The 15773-nt window shown below is 72.7% G+C and carries 14 protein-coding genes; 8 read left to right on the forward strand and 6 right to left on the reverse strand.

What is annotated here, in order from left to right; genetic code table 11:
• Positions 1-104 precede the first annotated feature (104 nt).
• Both AB0K15_RS21225 and AB0K15_RS21230 read right to left on the reverse strand, forming a co-directional pair.
• Positions 105-773 (reverse strand): fasciclin domain-containing protein, encoded by a 669-nt coding sequence (locus AB0K15_RS21225; RefSeq protein WP_364052815.1) that lies wholly within the window; start codon positions 771-773, stop codon positions 105-107.
• Positions 774-908: 135 nt separating this feature from the next.
• Entirely contained in the window at positions 909-2477 is a 1569-nt protein-coding gene (locus AB0K15_RS21230) for a molybdopterin-dependent oxidoreductase (protein WP_364052818.1), read from the reverse strand.
• 183 nt (positions 2478-2660) lie between these two features.
• Between AB0K15_RS21230 and sigK the strand changes: the two genes are divergently transcribed.
• From sigK to AB0K15_RS21245, 3 genes are all read left to right on the forward strand, one after another.
• Positions 2661-3239, forward strand: a complete 579-nt coding sequence (sigK, locus tag AB0K15_RS21235; RefSeq protein WP_364052944.1) for an ECF RNA polymerase sigma factor SigK — start codon at positions 2661-2663, stop codon at positions 3237-3239.
• Positions 3236-3958, forward strand: coding sequence for an anti-sigma factor (locus tag AB0K15_RS21240; protein ID WP_364052821.1), 723 nt, complete (start codon positions 3236-3238; stop codon positions 3956-3958). Before sigK ends, AB0K15_RS21240 begins: the two co-directional genes overlap by 4 nt.
• Positions 3959-4226: 268 nt before the next feature.
• Positions 4227-5297 carry an FAD-dependent oxidoreductase gene (locus AB0K15_RS21245; RefSeq protein WP_364052824.1) on the forward strand — a complete coding sequence of 357 codons (1071 nt, stop codon included), beginning with the start codon at positions 4227-4229 and terminating at the stop codon, positions 5295-5297.
• 96 nt (positions 5298-5393) lie between these two features.
• On the opposite strand, the gene AB0K15_RS21250 is transcribed toward AB0K15_RS21245, so the two are convergent.
• Genes AB0K15_RS21250 through AB0K15_RS21265 form a run of 4 tightly spaced genes read right to left on the reverse strand, consistent with a single transcriptional unit; the run spans position 5394 to position 9907 of the window.
• Positions 5394-6524, reverse strand: coding sequence for an LLM class flavin-dependent oxidoreductase (locus AB0K15_RS21250; protein ID WP_364052827.1), 1131 nt, complete (start codon positions 6522-6524; stop codon positions 5394-5396).
• Positions 6525-6534: 10 nt separating this feature from the next.
• Entirely contained in the window at positions 6535-7584 is a 1050-nt protein-coding gene (locus AB0K15_RS21255) for an LLM class flavin-dependent oxidoreductase (protein WP_364052830.1), read from the reverse strand.
• Positions 7581-8876: an LLM class flavin-dependent oxidoreductase gene (locus AB0K15_RS21260; protein ID WP_364052833.1), complete on the reverse strand. Its 1296-nt coding sequence runs from the start codon at positions 8874-8876 to the stop codon at positions 7581-7583. Before AB0K15_RS21260 ends, AB0K15_RS21255 begins: the two co-directional genes overlap by 4 nt.
• A 2-nt stretch (positions 8877-8878) precedes the next feature.
• Positions 8879-9907: an LLM class flavin-dependent oxidoreductase gene (locus AB0K15_RS21265; protein ID WP_364052836.1), complete on the reverse strand. Its 1029-nt coding sequence runs from the start codon at positions 9905-9907 to the stop codon at positions 8879-8881.
• 167 nt (positions 9908-10074) lie between these two features.
• Between AB0K15_RS21265 and AB0K15_RS21270 the strand changes: the two genes are divergently transcribed.
• The 5 genes from AB0K15_RS21270 to AB0K15_RS21290 all read left to right on the forward strand — a co-directional run bounded on the left by AB0K15_RS21270 (position 10075) and on the right by AB0K15_RS21290 (position 15760).
• Positions 10075-10275 (forward strand): hypothetical protein, encoded by a 201-nt coding sequence (locus AB0K15_RS21270; protein WP_364052839.1) that lies wholly within the window; start codon positions 10075-10077, stop codon positions 10273-10275.
• Between the two features lie 323 nt (positions 10276-10598).
• Positions 10599-12218, forward strand: coding sequence for an ABC transporter substrate-binding protein (locus AB0K15_RS21275; protein ID WP_364052842.1), 1620 nt, complete (start codon positions 10599-10601; stop codon positions 12216-12218).
• A 40-nt stretch (positions 12219-12258) separates the two neighbouring features.
• Positions 12259-13218, forward strand: a complete 960-nt coding sequence (locus AB0K15_RS21280; RefSeq protein WP_364052845.1) for an ABC transporter permease — start codon at positions 12259-12261, stop codon at positions 13216-13218.
• On the forward strand, positions 13215-14123 hold the full coding sequence (locus tag AB0K15_RS21285) for an ABC transporter permease (RefSeq protein ID WP_364052848.1): 909 nt from the start codon (positions 13215-13217) through the stop codon (positions 14121-14123). The genes AB0K15_RS21280 and AB0K15_RS21285 overlap by 4 nt, the downstream gene beginning before the upstream one ends.
• On the forward strand, positions 14105-15760 hold the full coding sequence (locus AB0K15_RS21290; RefSeq protein ID WP_364052851.1) for an ABC transporter ATP-binding protein: 1656 nt from the start codon (positions 14105-14107) through the stop codon (positions 15758-15760). The genes AB0K15_RS21285 and AB0K15_RS21290 overlap by 19 nt, the downstream gene beginning before the upstream one ends.
• Positions 15761-15773: the final 13 nt, after the last annotated feature.

Raw genomic sequence — 15773 nt, forward strand, 5'->3', positions numbered from 1 at the left:
TGTCCGCTGCGGCGGGGACCCGGAGGCGGCAACGGGCCCGGCGTGGCCTGGGGGCAAGCACGCCGGGCTCGTCGTCCGGAGAGGTCCGCCGTGGACCTCGGGGGTCAGTTCTTGTTGGTGCCCGGGGTGAGGACCTTGTCGATGACGAACACGGTGGCGTTCTTGGTCGGGATGTTTCCGCAGAGGATCTTGGCGCCGTTGACGGTCATATTGTCGCCGGTGCCTTCGATCTTGAGCGGGCCGCCCGCGGTGTTGAGCGAGGTGACGGTGCCGGCGGCGGCGAGGCCCTTGGCGTCGTAGCGCTTGCCGACGACGTGGTACTGCAGGATCGGCGCGAGCTGGTCGGGGTTCTTGGCCAGTTCGTTGAACTTCGCGTCGCCCAGGGCGTTGAACGCCGGGTCGGCGGGAGCGAAAACGGTGATGGCCTGCTGGCTGTTGAGCGTGTCGACGAGGTTGGTGGCCTTCACGGCGGCGACCAGCTTGGTCAGCAGCGGGTTCGTCGACGCGGCCGACGCGACCGGCTGCGGGCCCATGGAGTCGAGCGAGCCGGGCGCGTTTCCTTGCGGCAGCTGGGAACACGCCGGGCCGAACACGTCGGCGTTGGTGGTCATGCCGTTGGAGACGCCGGAGTCGGCGCTCGACATCGGAGCCGAGGAGACCGGGGCCGGGGTGCTGCCACCGGACGAGCCGCTGTCGGTACCGCTGCCGCAGGCGGCGAGCGCGAGGGCGGCGGCAGCGGTGACGCCGATTCCGGCGATTCGAAGGGATTTCACGGTAAAGCTCCGTTCACAGTGGACAGATGAGGCAGGACCGGCCGTAGTGGGGCTGCCGGGGTGTTTCTCGTGAGGGATTCGGTGCCGGTCGGCGAAAGGTTGGGTCCGGCGGGCAAACTCTTTCGAGTGAGCCGGTCACGTCGCGATGAACGTGGTGGAGTGCCAGCCGGTGGCGCCGTCGGGGACGGTGCCGGCGCGCGCCTCGGTCTGGGTGTAGCCGGTCTTGTCGGTCGCGCGGACGAACACCTGGTGCGTACCGGGTTTCACGGCGATCTGGGTCCACCACATGCGCCAGGTGTTCACGTTGACCTCGGTCGAGAGCGTGGTCCGTTGCCACGGGTTGTTGTCCACTTTGATCTCGACGTCGGCGATGCCGTTGTGCTGCGACCACGCGACCCCCGCCAGCCGCACCGCACCCGCCGGCACGGTGTCGAAGCCCTTCGGGGTGTCGATGCGTGACTCGGTCTTGATCGGGGCCTGTTCGCCCCAGCCGCGTTCGAGCCAGTACGCCTGCCGCGCCTTCCAGGTGGTCACCTCGATGTCCACGACCCACTTGGTCGCCGACACGTAGCCGTAGAGCCCCGGCGTGACCAGCCGTGCGGGAAATCCGTGTTCCAGCGGAAGCGGTTCCCGGTTCATCCCGATCGCGAGCATCGCGCCGCGGCCGCGATCCAGGGCCGCCGCCACGGGGGTGCCGGAGGTCCAGCCGTCGACACTCGTGCAGAACAGCTGTTCCGCCCCCGGCCGCACCCCGGCTTCGGCCAGCAGGTCGGCCAGGTCGACCCCGATGAAGTCGGACGTCGACACGTAGTCGCCACCGACCTCGTTGGACACACAGGTCATGGTGATCGTGCGTTCGACCAGCGGGCGGTTGCGGATGTCGGAGTAGCCGTAGCGCACTTCGCGTTCCACCATGCCGTGGATGCGCAGGCTCCAGTCCTCCGCCCGCAGCTGCGGTACCGACAACGCCGTGTCCACCCGGTAGAACTTGGGGTTGGGCGTCAGGAACGTCGGGGTCCCCAGCTTGGCGAAGTCGGTGTCGGCCGGGATCGCGGGCGCGGATTTCGCCGGCACGAGGGCACCGATCGCCGCCCGGGACGCCGTCGCGTCCCGGGCGGCGCTGACCAGCTGGCCGGCCCCGCCGAGTATCCCGGCCCCGACGAGAGCACCCGCCCCGCCGAGGAGAAACGACCGCCGCGACGCACCCCCGGGCCCTTCGGCCGGAGCGTTCTTGCGGGGAGCGATCCGGTGCAGCAGCAGGAAAACGGCCGCGCCCACCACCAGGCTCGCCGCCGGTGCCAGCAGTGCCACGGCGGTCAGGTCCGGTCGCCGGTACACCGCGAACCCGCCGAGCAGCCCGAACAGGACGATGACGACCACCCCCGGCCGGGGCGAGCGCAGCGACAGCACCCCGGCGACCGCCGCCGCGGCCACCATCACCGCGGCCATGCCGCCGAGCAGCACGACCTTGTCGTAGGTGCCGAACGTCCGCACCGCGAAGTCCTTCAGCCCGATCGGCGTCAGGTCGATCGCGCCGTTGCCGACGGCGAGGTAGGGCGAGGCGTTGATGCCGATGAACCCGGCCACGAGGTGCCCGGCCGCCAGGGCCGCGAGCAGCGCCAGCACGCCGCAGAGCGCCGCGGAGGGGAGGTGCAGACGTGGGGGCGCGGCGCTCGGCGCGGCGGGGGCTTCGGTGGTGGCCATACCGGTCATTCGGCCCCGCGTGGCTCCCGGATGGGCACCCGCCCGGGTGAGTTTCCGATCGGCACCCATACGGCGCGGAACCGGTGGCGAATACCCGGTGACCCGTCGGCTGAGTGCCGACGGCTTACTCGGCACTTCGGCCGGGAGGGATCTCACATGGCCGGTCACGCCGGGACGTTGACGATGACACCGCCACCACTGTCCACAGTGGAGGAACCGGTGACGCCCGAAGCTCTGCTCGCGAGGGTGGCGCGCGGGGACGAGGCGGCGTTCGCCGCGCTGTACGACGAGCTCGCGGGCCCCGTGCTGGGCCTGGTGGTGCGGGTGCTGCGGGACCGGGCGCAGTCCGAGGAGGTCGCGCAGGAGACGTTGCTCGAGATCTGGTGCAAAGCCGCGACTTTCACCCCCGACCGGGGCAACGTGCGGTCGTGGGCGCTGACGATCGCGCACCGGCGGGCGATCGACCGCGTGCGTTCCGAGCAGTCCGGCTCCGACCGGGAGACCCGCGCCGGCCGCTTGGACCCGCGCCGGGACTTCGACGAGGTCGCCGAGCAGACGATGCTGCGCCTGGAACGCGACGACGTGCGCGCGGCCCTCGCCACGCTCACCGACCTGCAGCGCCGCTCGATCGAGCTCGCGTACTACGACGGGTACACCTATCGCGAGGTCGGCGACCTCCTCGACATCCCCGTCAGCACCGTCAAGTCGCGCATGCGCGACGGACTGATCCGCCTTCGGCACGCCCTGGGAGCACGAGCATGACCACCGCCGAAACCCACGCCCTCACCGGCGCCTACGTGCTCGACGCCATCGGCGACTCAGAGCGCGCGCAGTTCGAACGGCACCTGCGCGACTGCGAGGTCTGCGCCCAGGAGGTGAGCGAGCTGCGGGCCGTGGCCGCTCTCCTCGGCGTCGCCGCCGACACCGAGCCGCCGGCGCGAATGCGCGCGGCCGTGCTCGCGCGGATCACGGTCACGCGCCAGGCTCCGCCGCTCGTCCACGAACCGCGGCCCGCGGCCGGCGTCTCCCCGCGGTGGCGCACGCGGGCGGCGATCACGGTCGCCGCCGTCGCGGCCGTGGCCGCCGGCGTCGTCGGGGGCGTCACTTTGGGCGGCGGCCCGAGCGGCGACCACGGCCCGGCGCTCGTGACCGCGGACGGGCAGATCCTCGCCGCACCCGACGCGGTCACCGTCACCGCCCGCGCCGCCACCGGCGGGACCGGCAGGGCCGAGGCCTCCCGCAGCGTCGCACAGGTCGCGGTCTCCCTCGACGGCGTCGCGGCGCTCGACCCCGCGCACGCGTACCAGGTCTGGCTGATCGGCCCGCGCGGCCCGCTCTCGGCCGGCCTCATCCGCCCCGACGCCGGCCCGCTGGTCAGCACCCTTCCCGCCGACGTCGACCACATCGCCGTCACCACCGAACCCGCGACGGGCTCACCCCGGCCCACGACCCCGGGGGTGCTCCGGTTCGACCTCGGGTGAGCCGCTGTCCGCCGGGTACCCGGGAGCTCTGCGGGAAGTCCACAGTGGAGGAGAACACGCGCCTCGCCGAGAGCGGCGCAACCAGCGCCACCACGTCCGGCCGGGTCGGCAGCGGAGGGGCCGCGGCAGCCACTCGGCATTGTTCGCTCGACGACCGGGCCCGTTCAGCCCGTGGACGTCCTGGCGCGAAGAGCATCGTGGCGCGCATGCTGGTGGAGCGGCGCCGGTTCCGGTGGTGCGAGCGTCCAGTGTGGACAGGAGGCGTGGGGTGGGGCGGGATGCGGACGTGATCGTGGTGGGCGCGGGCTGCACGGGCACCGCCGTCGCCTGGCAGCTCGCGGCGCGCGGGGTGGAGGTCCTGGTCCTCGAGCGGGAAAGGCACGCGAGCGAGGACGAAGGGACGGCCGGGTTCCTCGCGGCCGAGGGTGACCTGGCGCCGCACCGGTGCGCGTTGCAGTCGTTGCGGTTGTGGCGGGAGCTGGAGAGTGCGGCCGGTGTCGAGGTGCTGACCCGGACCGGCGGGGTGGTGCACGGTGACACCGACGAGCTCGACCTGCTGGCCTGGGCCGCCGATGCGGCGGGCAACCCCGGCCGTTGGCTGGCGCCGGAGGAAGCGGTCGAGCGCTGGCCGGGAATCCGGTACGGCGCAAGGGTGTTCTTCCACCCGCTGGGCGGCCGGCTCGACACCGCCGCCGCGGCCGCGGCCCTGCGCCGGCGGGTGATTCGCGACGGCGGCGTGGTGGTGCGTGAGGGCGACGCCGTGACGGCGATCGACGTGCGCGGTGAACGCGACCCGGTCGTGCGCACCACCGCCCGGAGCTACCGGGCTCGCCGGGTCGTGCTCTGTGCCGGCGTCGCGTCTCGGACGCTGGCCGAAGGGAGTGTCCCGGTGCGGCCCCTGCGGCCGGCGCGGGCGGAGTCGATCCGCTGCGCGCCGGTGTCCGACGACCTCGGCTGGCCGGTGTTCCGCCACGTCCTCGCGTTCACCGAACGCGTGCTCGGTGGCTACCCGGGCCCTGTCCTCGGCACGCCGGTGCCCGGCGGGGGCGCGTCCGTGGGGTTCACCCTCCGCGGCGCCGACGAAACCGGTCGCGCCGCCCGCCGGCGAGCGCTGACCCGCTACGTGTCCGACCGCTTGCCCGGCCTCGACCCGGCCACGGCGCAGCCGACCGGGCGCCGGTACGCGGCGGGCAGGGAGCCGGTGCTGGACCGGGTCGGTCCGCTGGTGGTGGCGGCCGGCTTCGCCGGGGAACGGTTCGCGTTCCTGCCCGCGATCGGGCGCGCGGTGGCCGACCTGGCGATGACGTCGGACCCCCGCTCGAGAGGCCTCGCCTCCTGAACTCTCCGGCCAGGGGCACGGCCTGGCCGTGCCTCCGCGCCCGTGCGGCCGGCGGGGAACCACGTTCCCGCCGGCCGCACGGATCACGCGCGGCGGTCAGCCGCCGAGCCCCCATTCGCGCGCCAGCAGCTCGTACGAGCGCACCCGGTCCTCGTGGTCGTGGGTGATCGTGGTGACCACGAGCTCGTCGGCCCCGGTCGAGGCCTGCAGCTGCCGCAGCCGCCCGGCGACGGTGGCCGGCGAGCCGACGAACTGGGTGTCGACGCGGTCCGAGACCAGGTCCCGGTCCTCGTCGGTCCAGGAAAATCCCGCCGCGGTGGCGGGATCGGGGTAGGGGATGGCGCCTTCGAACCGCCGGACGCTGCGCACCCAGGCCGGATAGCCCGACGCGAGCCGGCGCGCGCTGGTGTCGTCGGCGCCGACCACGACGTCGGCCGACACGGCGACGTAGGGCTTCTCCAGCGTGACCGACGGCCGGAACGCGTCCCGGTACGCGGCCACCGCGTCGAGCCCGCTCGCCGGGCTCACGTGGTAGTTGGCGGCGAACCGCAGCCCGTTCGCGCCGGCCACCTTCGCGCTCTGGCCGCCGCTGCTGCCGAGGATCCACAGCTGCACGTCGGCGCCTTCGCCCGGCACGGCGTGCACCTCGACCCCGTCGGCCGAGCGGTAGGTCCCGTTCAGCAACGCCAGGATGTCGTCGACCTGGTCGCCGTAGTCCGGGCTCTGCGCGCCGGGCTGGCGCAGCAACGCGGTCTGCGCGGCGAACCGGGCCGAAGCGAGCAGTTTGCCGCGGTCGAGCTTCTGGCCGCCCGGGATGAGCAGCCCGTCCGCGGTGGTGTGCCCGGCCGCGGGCTCGGCGGTCTGCGCGGCTCGGTCCTTGACCAGTTGCGGGCCGCTGCGCCCCAGCCCGAGGTCGAGGCGGCCGGGGTGCACCGCGTCGAGGAGCCCGAACTCCTCCACTGTGGACAGCGCGGTGCGGTGGGCCAGCTGGACCCCCGCGGAGCCCAGCCGGATCCGGCTGGTGGCCGCGGCGGCCAGCGCGATCGCGACCACGGGTGAGCTGCCCGCGACGCCGGGGTTGAGGTGGTGCTCGGCAAACCAGTAGCGGTGGTAGCCGGCGCGTTCCGCGCGCCGGGCCAGATCGATCGTGTTGCGCACGGCTTCGGCCGCCGTCGAGCCGGCGGTGACCGGGACGAGATCGAGCACGGACAGGGGGATCGTCGGCATGGGGCGCCTCTCAGTTCTCGTCCGGCCAGGGCGGGTCCGGGATCGCGCGGCGCAGGGCCGGGGCGATCTCGTGCTGGAACAGCTCGAGCGTCGCGCGGTGCTGAGCGGGGGTGAGCCCGGCCCGGTCGGCCTGGAGGTGGATCACCTGGTGCCCGAGCTCCTTGTGGTAGCGCAGCACCTTGTCCACGATCTGCGCGGGACTGTCGATCAGCGCGGAGCTGCGCTCGACGAAGTCTTCGAGCGTGGTGAAGACCGGGGTGAGCCCTTGCCTTCGTTGCAGCGCGAGCCGGCTTTCGAACAACGGCCGATAGGTGGCCAAGGCGTCCTGTGAGGTCCGCGCGGCGTAGAAGCCCGCCGTGCCGGCGCCGACGACGGCCGCCGCGGGGTCGTGGCCGTGGAACGACCACCGTTCGCGGTAGTGGCGGACCAGGTCGGCGTACGGCTCGATCGGGTTGGTGACGTTGGCGGAGAAGAGCGGGTCGCCCCACCTCGCCGCCAGTTCCACGGAGTCGCGGCTGGTGGCGCTGCCGTGCCAGACCCGGATCGGCTGCTGCAGCGGCCTCGGCCACGTTTCCGCGTCGGTCAGCGACGGCCGGAACCGGCCCGACCAGCTGACGGTGTCTTCGCGCCAGAGCCGGCGGAACAGCTCATACCCCTCGGCGTTGCGGTCCCACTGGTCCTCGGGGGTGACGTGGAACAGCTCGCGCTGGGCGGTGCCGTTGCCCTTGCCGATGATGAGCTCCAGCCGGCCGCCGGAGAGGTTGTCCAGCGTCGAGTAGTCCTCGAACGCCCGCACCGGGTCGAGGAGGCTCAGCGTGGTGACCGCGGTGAACAACCGGATTCGCGACGTCCGCGCGGCGAGGTGGCTCAGCACGACCGGAGGCGAAGACGAGAGGAAAGGACGTTCGTGCCGCTCGCCGACACCGTAGCCGTCGAACCCCAGTTCTTCCGCGAGCTCGGCGGTGTCCACGACCTCGCGGAAGCGTTCGGCGGTCGGGGCCAGCTTGCCGGTGACCGGATCCGGCGTGTGGGTGATGAGGGTGATCAGCAGGAACTTCATCCGCGTGCTCCTTCCGGTACGGGGGCGAGTCCGAGGTGCTCGCGCAACGTGGTTCCCGTGTAGGCGGTGCGGTAGACGCCGCGGTCCTGCAGTTCGGGGACCAGCTTGTCCACGACCTCGTCGAGGGAGGCCGGCACGAGGTACGGGCTGAGGTTGAACCCGTCGACGACGCCGTCGCGCACGTATCGCGCCCACTCGTCGGCGACCTGGCCGGGGGTGCCGACGAACGTGGGCTGGCGCGGCTGGACCTCGAGCACCAGCTGGTGGATCGAGAGGTGCTTCGCCTCGGCCAGCTCCCGCCACTGCCGGATGCGGTCGAGCTTTCCGGTCCGGTGCTCGATCGAGATGGTGCCCCGCGACGGGTCGAGCTCTTCGTCGGTGGGGTCGACGTCGGGGAGCGGGCCGTGCGGATCGTAGGCGGACAGGTCCCGGCCCCAGTACTGCTCGAGGAACGCGAGGGCTCGCTGCGGGTTGATCTGCCGCCGGCGGATCTCCTCGTGGCGCGCGGCGGCGTCGGCCGGGGAGTCGCCGAGGACCACCGTCGCGCCGGGCAGAATCCGCACCGCGTCGGCCGCGCGGCCGACGCGGGCGAGCCGGGCCCGCAGGTCGGTCGCGTAGGCCAGGGCCTTGTCGTAGGCGGTGTTGGCGGAGAAGACCACGTCGGCGTGCCGGGCGGCCAGCTCCCGGCCGCCGGCCGAGTCGCCTGCCTGGAACAGCACCGGCCGGCCCTGCGGGCTGCGGGGCACGGTGGGCGCGGCCCGCAGCCGGACGAGGTCGTCGTCCCGCTCGACCGGCCCGTCGCCGGCCCACAGCGCCTTGGCCGCCGTGACGAACCCGGCCGCACGTTCGTAGCGGCGTTCGTGCTTGAGCCAGCCACCGCGCCGGAAGTTGGCGCCGGTCCAGGCGTTGTCAGTGGTCACGATGTTCCAGCCGGCCCGGCCGCCGGAGAGGAAATCGAGCGAGGCCAGTCTGCGGGCCAGGTCGGCGGGGTAGTTGTAGGTCGTGTTCTGCGTGGCGACGAGCCCGATGTGCCCGGTCGCCCCGGCCAGCGCGCTCAGCTGCGTGATCGCGTCGGGACGGCCCGCGACGTCGAGGGAGTGCACGCGGCCGCGGTTTTCCCGCACCCGGAGCCCTTCGCCGAGGAAAAACGCGTCGAAGAGCCCGCGTTCGAGGGTGCGGGCGACGGCGACGTAGGTTTCGATCTCCGTGTGGGGTGCGTTGCCCGGGTCGTCCCAGAGGAACTGCGGGCCGACACCGGTGTAGAAGACTCCGAGGTGGAGCTGGGCGGTCATGCTCATCCCTTCGGCAGTGCGGCGAAGCGGTTGGCGGGCCGGGCGAGCCCGAGCGATTCGCGGAGCGTGGCCCCGGTTTCGGGTGGCGCGTGCAGCCCGGCTTCGCGCAGTGCCGGCAGGACCTGGCCGGCGAGCACCGGCAGGTCGGTGGCGAGTGCGGCGGGGTGCAGGCGGACGCCGTCCACGCTGCCGGCCAGAGTCCGCAGCAGCGAGACCAGATCGGCGGGGGACCCGTGGTGGCGCAGCCGGCCGGTGCAGCCGATCGGCCCCGTGGCCCCGAACGTGATGTCGGCTTCGGCGAACACCAGGGGTGTCCCGTGGTCCCGGGCATGGTGTGCGCGCCGCCGGACCTCGTCCGGGTCGGGGTCCGCGACGAGCGCGACGTCGGGGCGGGCCGCGGCGGCGAGGGTGTCGGGTGCGAGCACGACGAGACTGCCCTGCGGCGGGCGCGGGGTGATCAGCGGTCCCTTGACCGAGAAGGTCTCGCCGTGGAAGTCGACGTGGTGCACTTTGCCGGGATCGAGGTAACGGCCGGTCGCGACGTCCTTGATGACGGCGTCGTCCTCCCACGAGTCCCACAGCCGCCGGACGACCTCGACGACGTCCGCCACCTCCTGCCTCAGCGCGCCGGACTCGATCGGCGGCCGGCCGACGGTCGCCAGCGCCTCGGGCCGGGCGGTCGCGCCGACCAGCCACGCGGCGCGTCCGTGGGTGGCGTGGTCGAGGCTGGCCAGCTGCGCGGCGAGGTGAAACGGCTCGGCCGTGGTGACGTGGGACGCCGGGGCGAGCGCGATCCGGTCGGTCAGCGTCGCGACGTACGCCGCCCGGGTGGTGGCGTCGAGCCGGAGGCCGCCGTCCGGTGGCAGCGGTGAGTCGTCGAAGGTCGCGAGCGCGAGGCCTGCGCGCTCCGCGCCGGCCACCACCTCGGCCAAGTGCCTGGGGGACAACGGATCGGCGCCGGGATTCGCCGTCGAAGCTCCGTCGATCTCCAGCGCGATGTGCAGGGGACGGCTTCGCGTGCGGGAGGTCATGCACCACCACCTCGTTCGTTTTCCCCACAGCTAGCGCCTTTCGGCGCTTGGCCGCACCCGAGCTCAGGATGTGGGCGGTTTTGTTCTCCCGCCGGGTGGACGGGGCTGGACACGGCCGCGCCCGCGACGAGAATGGAGGGTCAGGCCGGTGCGGGAGGCTGATGACCATGAAGCGCGCGATCCGGGCGTGGGCCCGAGCGATCACCGGGTGCGGCTGGGTGCTCGCACCTCCGTCCGCGCCCTTCGACGTGGGGTTCGTCGTGCCCGCGCCCCGCCCGGCACCGGACGATGTGCCGAGCCCGCCATTGTCGCGCCGCGAGCGCAGGGCGTTCCGGCGGATCGTGCACGACTACGCCGAGCCGGAGTGACTGTCCACAGTGGTCTCCGCGGTCCAGTCGGGAACGGAACAACTCGCGCACCGGCCGAAGTATCTCTTTGTGCGGCCGGATCTCGTCTGGTGGGAGGATTTCCGGGCTTGTCCGTCGGCGTTGACCGTTGAGAGAAACGCTCGTTAGAGTTCGCGGCGAGCGGCATCCGGGACACCGGCGGGAAATCCGGCTCGGTGCGGATGCCGGAATTGCGGGGACACTTTCTTTCCCGTCGTGGGAAATCCCCCGACATCGGCGTGATCCGGCCGCGAGACACGACGCCGTGTTCCGCCGTGCCTTCGACGAGCTAGGAGTATCCGACCGTGAGACCGTCTCTTCACCGGCGCCGGACCGGACGCGCGGCCTTCGCCGCGCTGGCGACAGCGGGTGCCTTGACGCTGAGTGCCTGCGGGGAAGGCGGCGCCACGAGCACCGCGAGCGGCCCGCCCCGCAGCGGCGGCACGTTGACGTTCGCGGTGGGCTCGGACGCCGGGTGCGTGGATCCGCAGCAGGTCAGCAGCAACGACACGATCTATTCGCTGCGCCAGATCGTCGACTCGCTGACCGACCAGGACCCCGCGACCGGGAAGATCGTGCCGTGGCTGGCACAGAGCTGGGACATCAGCCCGGACGCGACCACGTTCACCTTCCACCTGCGCTCGGGGGTGACCTTCAGCGACGGCTCGCCGCTGACCGCGCAGGTGGTCAAGGACAATTTCGACGCGGTGCCGAAACTGGGCGCCCTCGGGGTCCTCGCCGAGGGCTACCTGAGCGGTGTCCAGGCCACCACGGTGGTCGACCCGAGCACCGTCCGCGTGCGGTTCAGCCGGCCCAACGCCCAGTTCCTGCAGGCGACCTCCACGTTCTCCCTCGGCATCGAATCCTCGGCGAGCGCGAAGAAACGCCCGCAGGACAAGTGCAGCCAGGGCGTGATCGGGTCCGGTCCGTTCGTGCTGAAGCAGCACGTGGCGAACCAGTCGACCACCCTGGCCAAGCGCACCGGCTACGACTGGGGTTCCTCGCTCTGGCGCAAGAAGGGCGAGGCCTACCTCGACCAGGTCGTGTTCAAGGTGGTGCCGGAGGCCGGGGTGCGCCAGGGCAGCCTGCAGTCCGGTCAGGTCGACGCGATCGGCAGTGTCGGCAAAGCCGACGAGGCCGCGTTGAAAGCGTCCGGTGTGACGTTGCCGGCCCGGGCCAACCCGGGCGCGGTGTTCAACCTCGGCGTGAACAACTCCCGTCCGGCACTGCGGGACGAGCGGGTGCGGCAGGCGCTGCAGGTCGCGATCAACCGGCAGCAGATCGTCGACACCGTGTTCCCGTCCGGGACCCGCCCGGCGACCAGCGTCCTTTCGCACACGACACCGGACTACGCCGACCAGGGCCCGGCGCTGGCCTTCGACGCCGCGAAAGCCGAGGCACTGCTGGACTCCGCCGGCTGGACGCCCGGCGGCGACGGCATCCGGCAGCGCGACGGCGCCCGGCTCAGCCTGAACCTGGTGTGGTTCGCCAACGCGGCCACCAACCAGCCCGCGCTCGAGCTGGTGCAGCAGCAGCTGAAGGCCGTCGGGGTCGACGTCGTGCTCAAGCAGCTGCCGATCGCGCAGCTCGCGCAGGCACAGACCTCCGGTGACTTCGATCTGTTGTGGGGCAACCTGACGCGGGCGGACCCGGACATCCTGCGCGGCCAGTACTCCACGCAGCTGGCCAACGTCTACCGCATCCCCGCGACCGGCCTCGACGCGTTGCTGACGCAGCAGGCGGCGACGACCGACTCCGCGCAGCGCAAGCAGGTCGTCGCGCAGGCGCAGCAGGACGTCGTCCGCCACGCCTACGTCATCCCCGTCGTGGAACTGCAGACCGAGCTCGGGGTCGCGCCCAAGGTCCACGACCTCGACTTCGAGGCCTCCAGCCGGATCCAGCTGCACGACACGTGGCTGAGCTGACCGGCCCCAGGACATCACCGGCCCAGGAGGTGAAAACGCCATGCGTCGCTACGTGATCCGCCGCATCGCGCAGGCGGTGGGTGTGCTGTGGGCGGCCTACACGATCTCGTTCCTCGTGCTGGACTTCCTGCCCGGCGACCCGGTGTCGGCGATGGCGGGTGCCGGTTCGGACTCGGGTCCGGTCGACCCCGCGCAACTGGCCCGCCTGCGCCACGAGTACGGGTTCGACAAACCCGTGATCCTGCAGTACCTCGACTACCTCGGCAGAGCGGTGCGGGGCGACTTCGGCGACTCGATCTCCACCGGCCGCCCCGTCACGGCCACGCTCGCCGAAGCGTTGCCGCAGACGCTCGCGCTCGCCGGGGCGGCGCTGCTGCTGGCGGTGGTCTTCGGCGGGGGACTGGCGGTGCTGGCGACCTACACCACGCACCGGTGGCTGCGTCAGCTGCTGCTGTCGCTGCCGCCGCTGGGGGTGTCGGTGCCGACGTTCTGGATCGGGCTGATGCTCGTGGAGCTCTTCTCCTTCCGGGTGCGGCTGTTCCCCGCGTTCGGGGGCGACGGGGTGCGCGGGCTGGTGCTGCCGGCCGTGGCACTGGCGGTGCCCACGGGCGCGATCGTGGCCCAGGTGCTCGCGAAGAGCCTGCTCACCGCACTGGACGAGGCGTACGTGGAGACAGCGAAGGCGAAAGGCGCCGGGCGTGCGCGGATCCACTTGAGACACGCGCTGCGCAACGCCTCGCTGCCCGCGCTGACCGTCGTCGGGCTGCTGGCCGGGCAGCTGATGGCGAACTCGGTGGTGATCGAGACGGTGTTCTCGCGCGACGGGCTGGGCCGGGTGACCGCGGGCGCGGTCACGGTGCAGGACATTCCCCTGGTCCAGGGAGTGGTGGTGTTCGGGTCGCTGGTCTTCGTGGTGGTGAACCTCGTCGTCGATCTCGTCTACCCGCTGCTGGACCCGCGGATCGTGATGGCGTCGGGGAGACGGGTGGTGGTCGCGTGAGCCAGGGACTTGTCGACGACGTCGCGGCCGGGGCCGTGCTCGGTCCCGAGCCGGCCGGCTTCGGCGGGGTGCCGGGAAAGCGCCGTGGCGTAGGCCGGTTCCTCCTGCGCCGGCCGGGCCTGGTGGCCTCGGTCGCCGTGGTGGTCCTCGTGGTGCTGGCCGCGTTCTGGCCGGATCTGTTCACCTCACAGGATCCGCTGCGCGGTACGCCGGAGCAGCTGTTCCAGGCTCCGGGCGGCGCGCACTGGTTCGGCACCGACGAGCTCGGCCGCGACGTGTTCACGCGGGTCGTGCACGGCGCGCAGCTTTCGTTGCAGGCCACGCTGATCGCGCTCGCCGTCGCGTTCGTCGCGGGCGGGCTGCTCGGGCTGGTCGCCGGGTTCGCCGGGCGCTGGGTCGAAGACGTGCTGATGCGGTTCGTCGACGTGCTGCTCTCGATCCCGGCCCTGTTCCTGTCGCTGGCGCTGGTCACCGCGCTGGGCTACGGCACGGTGAAGGTCGCCATCGCCGTCGGTATCGCGAGCATCGCCGGGTTCGCCCGGGTGATGCGCGCCGAGGTGCTGCGGGCCCGCCAGGCGGTGTTCGTCGAGGCCGCCCGCTCGTGCGGGGTGCGGTGGTACTCGGTGCTGCTGCGCCACGTGCTGCCCAACGCGATCGGCCCGGTGGTCGTGCTGGCCACGGTCGAGATCGGCACGGCGATCCTGGCCGTGTCTTCGCTGAGTTTCCTGGGCTACGGAGCGCCGCCGCCGGCGCCGGAATGGGGCACATTGATCTCCGACGGACGCAACTACCTGGCCAACGCGTGGTGGCTCACCGCGTTGCCGGGCCTCACGATCGCGGTGACCGTGCTGGCCACCAACCGGATCGCCCGGGCACTGGACGGCGAATGGGCGCGGCAGCGATGACCGGGCCCGAACCGCTGCTGCGGGTGCGTGGCCTGTCGGTGTCCTACCGCACGCGCGGCGGGCAGGTGAGCGCGGTGCGCGGGGTGGACCTCGACGTGCGCGCCGGCGAGGTCGTCGCGGTGGTCGGTGAATCCGGCTCCGGCAAGAGCACCACGGCGCACGCGATCATCCGGCTGCTCGCGGCCAACGGTCACCTCGACGCGGGCACGGTCCGCTTCGGCCGGCACGGGCTCACGGCCTTGTCCGAGCGGGAGCTGCGGACCGTGCGCGGCGCGCAGATCGGGCTCGTTCCCCAGGACCCGACCGTGTCGCTCAACCCCGTCAAGCGCATCGGCGACCAGGTCGCCGAGGTGCTGCGGATCCACCGCCTGGCGAGCCGGCGCGCCGCGTGGCCGGCCGCGATCGACGTCCTGGACCGGGCCGGCCTCCCGGACGCGGCCACCCGCGCGCGCCAGTACCCCCACGAGCTGTCGGGCGGCATGCGGCAACGCGCGTTGATCGCCGTGGCCATCGCGGCGAACCCGCGGCTGATCATCGCCGACGAGCCGACCAGCGCTCTCGACGTGACCGTGCAACGCGTCATCCTCGACCACCTGCAGCGGCTGACGGAGGAGTCGGGCACCGCGGTGCTGCTGGTCACCCACGACCTCGGCGTCGCGGCGGACCGGGCGGACCGGATCGTGGTGATGTCCGAGGGCCGGGTCGTCGAGACCGGCCCCGCCGCCGGGCTGCTGGCCGAACCGCGGCACGAGTACACGCGGCGGCTGCTGGCCAGCGCGCCCAGCCTGACCACGGCCCACCCCCGCGTCTCGGCACCGGCGCCGAGCGAGGCCGCCGCGCTGGTCGAAGTCCGCAACGCCGTCAAGGAGTTCCGGCTGCCGCGCGTCTCGGGCCCGGCCAGGACCCTGCGGGCCGTCGACGACGTCAGCTTCACCCTGCACCGCGGCCGCACGCTCGCCCTCGTCGGCGAGTCCGGCTCCGGCAAGTCGACCACCGCGCGGCTGGTGCTGCGCCTGACCGACCCGACCGCCGGCGAGATCCGCTTCGCCGGCACCGACGTCACCACCGCCCGCGGCGCCGCCGTGCGGCAGCTGCGCCGGCGTGCTCAGCTGATCTACCAGAACCCTTACGCCTCACTGGATCCGCGGTTCTCGATCGGCGAGGTGATCACGGAACCGTTGCGCGCCTTCGGGGTCGGTGATCGCGCCTCCCGCCTCGCGCGCGCCCGCGACCTCCTCGACCGCGTCGCGCTCCCTGCCACCACGCTCACCCGCCGCCCGGCCGAACTGTCCGGCGGGCAACGCCAGCGCGTCGCGATCGCGCGGGCTCTCGCGCTGTCCCCGGACCTGGTGGTGTGCGACGAACCCGTGTCGGCACTCGACGTCTCCGTCCAGGCCCAGGTGCTCGACCTGCTGGCCGAGCTCCAAGCCGACACCGGTGTCGCGTACCTGTTCATCTCCCACGACCTCGCCGTCGTCCGCCAGATCGCCCACGACGTCGCCGTGATGCGCCAGGGGCGGATCGTGGAGACCGGTACCACCGAGGACCTGTTCACCAGCCCCGGCCACGAGTACACCCGCGAGCTCCTCGCCGCGATCCCCGGCAACCGGCACCGGCCGGTGCGACCGGCGACCTGACCGGCATTCGCCG

Origin of the sequence: Amycolatopsis sp. NPDC049253 (assembly GCF_040678995.1) — a bacterium.
Classification (GTDB): domain Bacteria; phylum Actinomycetota; class Actinomycetes; order Mycobacteriales; family Pseudonocardiaceae; genus Amycolatopsis.

Coding starts and splice junctions, on each gene's coding strand:
- AB0K15_RS21260 (WP_364052833.1), bottom strand. CDS start 8,876: ATGACCGCCCAGCTCCACCTCGGAGTCTTCTACACCGGTGTCGGCCCG.
- AB0K15_RS21230 (WP_364052818.1), bottom strand. CDS start 2,477: ATGGCCACCACCGAAGCCCCCGCCGCGCCGAGCGCCGCGCCCCCACGT.
- AB0K15_RS21240 (WP_364052821.1), top strand. CDS start 3,236: ATGACCACCGCCGAAACCCACGCCCTCACCGGCGCCTACGTGCTCGAC.
- AB0K15_RS21270 (WP_364052839.1), top strand. CDS start 10,075: ATGAAGCGCGCGATCCGGGCGTGGGCCCGAGCGATCACCGGGTGCGGC.
- AB0K15_RS21290 (WP_364052851.1), top strand. CDS start 14,105: ATGGGCGCGGCAGCGATGACCGGGCCCGAACCGCTGCTGCGGGTGCGT.
- AB0K15_RS21280 (WP_364052845.1), top strand. CDS start 12,259: ATGCGTCGCTACGTGATCCGCCGCATCGCGCAGGCGGTGGGTGTGCTG.
- AB0K15_RS21255 (WP_364052830.1), bottom strand. CDS start 7,584: ATGAAGTTCCTGCTGATCACCCTCATCACCCACACGCCGGATCCGGTC.
- AB0K15_RS21250 (WP_364052827.1), bottom strand. CDS start 6,524: ATGCCGACGATCCCCCTGTCCGTGCTCGATCTCGTCCCGGTCACCGCC.
- sigK (WP_364052944.1), top strand. CDS start 2,661: ATGACACCGCCACCACTGTCCACAGTGGAGGAACCGGTGACGCCCGAA.
- AB0K15_RS21265 (WP_364052836.1), bottom strand. CDS start 9,907: ATGACCTCCCGCACGCGAAGCCGTCCCCTGCACATCGCGCTGGAGATC.